The sequence below is a fragment of the Ilyobacter sp. genome (genome assembly GCF_041583315.1).
GTDB lineage: Bacteria > Fusobacteriota > Fusobacteriia > Fusobacteriales > Fusobacteriaceae > Ilyobacter.
Genome location: NZ_JBFHGC010000335.1, coordinates 1 through 3,296, shown reverse-complemented (window position 1 = coordinate 3,296; position 3,296 = coordinate 1). Strand labels below are relative to the sequence as shown.

The window sequence follows — 3,296 nt, the reverse complement described above, 5'->3', positions numbered from 1 at the left end:
CTTTGTTTCTACTAATGCTACGAGTTATACTGACCCTATGGCTATGGAGTCCATAAAACTTGTTTATGATAATCTGCCTTTAGCTTATGAAAAAGCTGATCATATGGAAGCAAGAAATCATATGCACAATGCATCTACTCTTGCAGGTATGGCATTTACAAACTCTTCACTGGGGCTGGTACACAGTCTGGCTCACAAGATAGGTGGAGAAATGGGTATAACTCACGGACTTGCCAATGCAGTACTTCTGCCTTATATTGTAGAGTACAATAAAAAAGCAACAGACAAATTCTCTCAGCTTGAAAAAAGTATGGGGAAATCTGACCTGGTTGCGAGTCTAAAAGAACTGAATAAAAAAGTAGGGATTCCCACTAGCTTGAGAGAGATAAATGAAGTGGACATGAGTGAGGCAAAATTCAATGAGGTCTTAGACAGAATGAGTAAAAATGCCTTTGAAGATCCATGTACCCTCACCAACCCAAGACAGTCATCTGTAGAAGATGTAAAAGAGATCTATAAAGCTGCATATTACGGAGTTACGGCTTCGACTATTTAATTGATGATTTCAAAGGTGTGTTAAATTTCTGGATGAAATTTATCACGCCTTTTTAAAATTGAATATTATTCTTTTAAGCTTAAAAAACATTGTATAAAATAAAATTTTTAAAGAAGGGTGAAAAATGTATAAAATTTTAAAAAAAGAGATACTGAGCCAGGATATAGAAAAAATGGTTATAGAGGCTCCATATGTGGCGAGAAAATGTGAGCCGGGGCAGTTTGTAATAGTAATGGTGGAAGAGGGAGGAGAAAGGATACCTCTTACAATAGCTGACTATGACAGATCAGAGAATAGCGTGACCATAATATACCAAATAGTGGGATATACTACAAAACTTCTCAGCCAGAAGCAGGAGGGGGAATCTATAAGCGGTATAGCAGGGCCTATGGGACAGCCTGCTCATATGAAAAATGTGAAAAGAGTCCTGGGTATAGGGGGCGGTGTAGGAGCAGCACCTCTCTATCCTCAGATTAAAAAATTAGCAGAGTCAGGAACTCAATGTGATGTCATCATAGGCAGCAGGACAGAAGAGCTTATGATACTCCAGGATGAGTTTGGTGAGGTAGCACAAAATATGTATTTCGCCACCAATGACGGAAGTAAAGGGAAAAAAGGGTTTGTCACAGATGTATTGAAAGACCTCATTGCCAAAGGTGAAAAATATGATGAAATAATTGCCATAGGGCCTCTGGTAATGATGAAATCAGTGGTGGAGTACACAAAAGAGCTGAATATTCCAACTTCTGTATCTTTAAATCCCATAATGATAGACGGGACAGGAATGTGCGGAGGATGCAGGGTGACAATCGGAAAAGAGACTAAATTTGCCTGTGTAGACGGACCTGATTTTGACGGATTTTTGGTGGATTTTGAGGAGCTCATGAGAAGGCAGACCATGTACCATGTAGAAGAGACAGAACACAGATGCAGAATAGGATTATAGGGGGATAGAGATGGCAAAATTTAATATGAGTCTTCAGAAGACAAGAATACCTGAGCAGGACCCATTGGAAAGAAAAGCAAACTTCAAAGAGGTTTCTCTGGGATATTCCGAGGAAGAAGCTATAAATGAAGCTAAGAGATGCATACAGTGCAAAACACCGGCATGTGTAGGGGGATGTCCTGTAAATGTTCATATACCTCAGTTTATAGGTAAAGTGGCAGAAGGTAACTTTGCAGAAGCCTATGAAATTCTGGCAGAGCAGAACTCTCTTCCTGCAGTGTGCGGGAGAGTGTGTCCTCAGGAAAAGCAGTGTGAATCAAAGTGTGTGAGAGCTATGAAGGGAGATCCTGTAGGGATAGGAAGACTGGAAAGGTTTGTGGCAGACTGGTTTATTGAAAATGGAAAGGTCACAAGAGAGAAAGCAGTAAGCAATAATATAAAAGTAGCTGTGGCAGGAGCAGGACCGGCAGGACTGGCATGTGCAGGGGAACTCACGAAGTACGGATATGATGTGACAATATTTGAGGCACTTCATACTGCCGGGGGAGTCCTCATGTACGGAATACCTGAATTCAGACTGCCAAAAGAGATAGTAAAAAAAGAGATTGAAAATGTAATGGAGCAAGGGGTTAAAATAGAAAAAAATGTGATAATCGGAAGATCTGTAACTGTAGACGAACTCATGGAAGAGGGGTATAAATCTGTATTTATAGGAAGCGGTGCTGGACTTCCAAACTTCATGGGGATCGAAGGTGAAAATCTAAACGGAGTTTATTCTGCAAATGAGTTTCTTACAAGAGTAAACTTAATGAAGGCCTATGATGAAAAAAGTCCCACACCTGTCAGTGTAGGAGAGAAGATAGCGGTGATCGGCGGAGGAAACGTGGCCATGGACGCCGCCAGGACAGCTGTGAGGCTAGGGGCAAAAGAGGTATATATTGTGTACAGAAGAGGGGAGGAAGAGCTTCCTGCTAGACTAGAAGAGGTACATCATGCAAAGGAAGAGGGAGTGATCTTCAAGCTTCTGTCAAACCCTGTAGGAATAAAAGAAGACAAGGGCTGGGTAAGTAAGCTAGAATGTATCGAGATGGAGCTCTCAGAGCCTGATGAGAGCGGGAGAAGAAGACCTGTGCCTATAGAGGGGAGCTCATTTCTGCTAGACGTAGACAGAGTGGTGATCGCCATAGGGCAATCTCCGAACCCCCTTATAAGACAGACTACAGATGGACTGGAAACTCATAAATGGGGCGGTATAATCGTAGAGGAAAACACAATGGAAACAACCAAAGAGAGTGTGTATGCAGGGGGAGACGTGGTAACAGGTGCAGCCACGGTAATACTGGCTATGGGAGCAGGTAAAAAAGCTGCAATATCTATACATGAAAAGTTGAGTAAATCCAGAGTTTAGGATTTGAAATTTATATATATTTAAAGACTGCTTTCTTTTTTGAGGCAGTCTTTATTTTTTATTTAGAAAAATGTTTTTCTAAAATCACCGGGCCTTTTTTATGGTATTTTTTAGGCACCTTTTTTTTTGTAAATTTAGGTGGTATAATTTCTAAAACACAGTCTTTATAAAAAATATGGGATTGTAATGAAAACAAAAATAAAATTGCTATGGAAACATCTGGATATTAAAAATGAAATCAGGAGAAATTCCATGAAAAAAATTATATATCTATTTCTTTTTTTATTTTGCTTTTCAGCGTCCTATTCGTTGAATGACAGAAACATTCTTGTGATCCATTCCTACCATCATGGTTTGGGATGGGAGGATAATATTTCTGAGGGAAT

General features: G+C 40.1%; 3 protein-coding genes. All 3 read left to right on the top strand.

Annotated elements, in window-relative coordinates; translation table 11 throughout:
* Nucleotides 1-556: iron-containing alcohol dehydrogenase (locus ABZA26_RS10910; protein WP_372714558.1), on the top strand; the 556-nt coding region annotated here is incomplete at its 5' end.
* A 124-nt stretch (nt 557-680) separates the two neighbouring features.
* Entirely contained in the window at nt 681-1,502 is an 822-nt protein-coding gene (locus ABZA26_RS10905) for a sulfide/dihydroorotate dehydrogenase-like FAD/NAD-binding protein (protein WP_372714557.1), read from the top strand.
* 10 nt (nt 1,503-1,512) lie between these two features.
* Nucleotides 1,513-2,910: an NADPH-dependent glutamate synthase gene (gene gltA, locus ABZA26_RS10900; protein WP_372714556.1), complete on the top strand. Its 1,398-nt coding sequence runs from the start codon at nt 1,513-1,515 to the stop codon at nt 2,908-2,910.
* The last annotated feature ends 386 nt before the right edge of the window (nt 2,911-3,296 follow it).

Bases quoted from the DNA above. Each gene is read 5' to 3' on its own strand.
- ABZA26_RS10905 (WP_372714557.1), top strand. From the start codon at position 681: ATGTATAAAATTTTAAAAAAAGAGATACTGAGCCAGGATATAGAAAAA.
- gltA (WP_372714556.1), top strand. From the start codon at position 1,513: ATGGCAAAATTTAATATGAGTCTTCAGAAGACAAGAATACCTGAGCAG.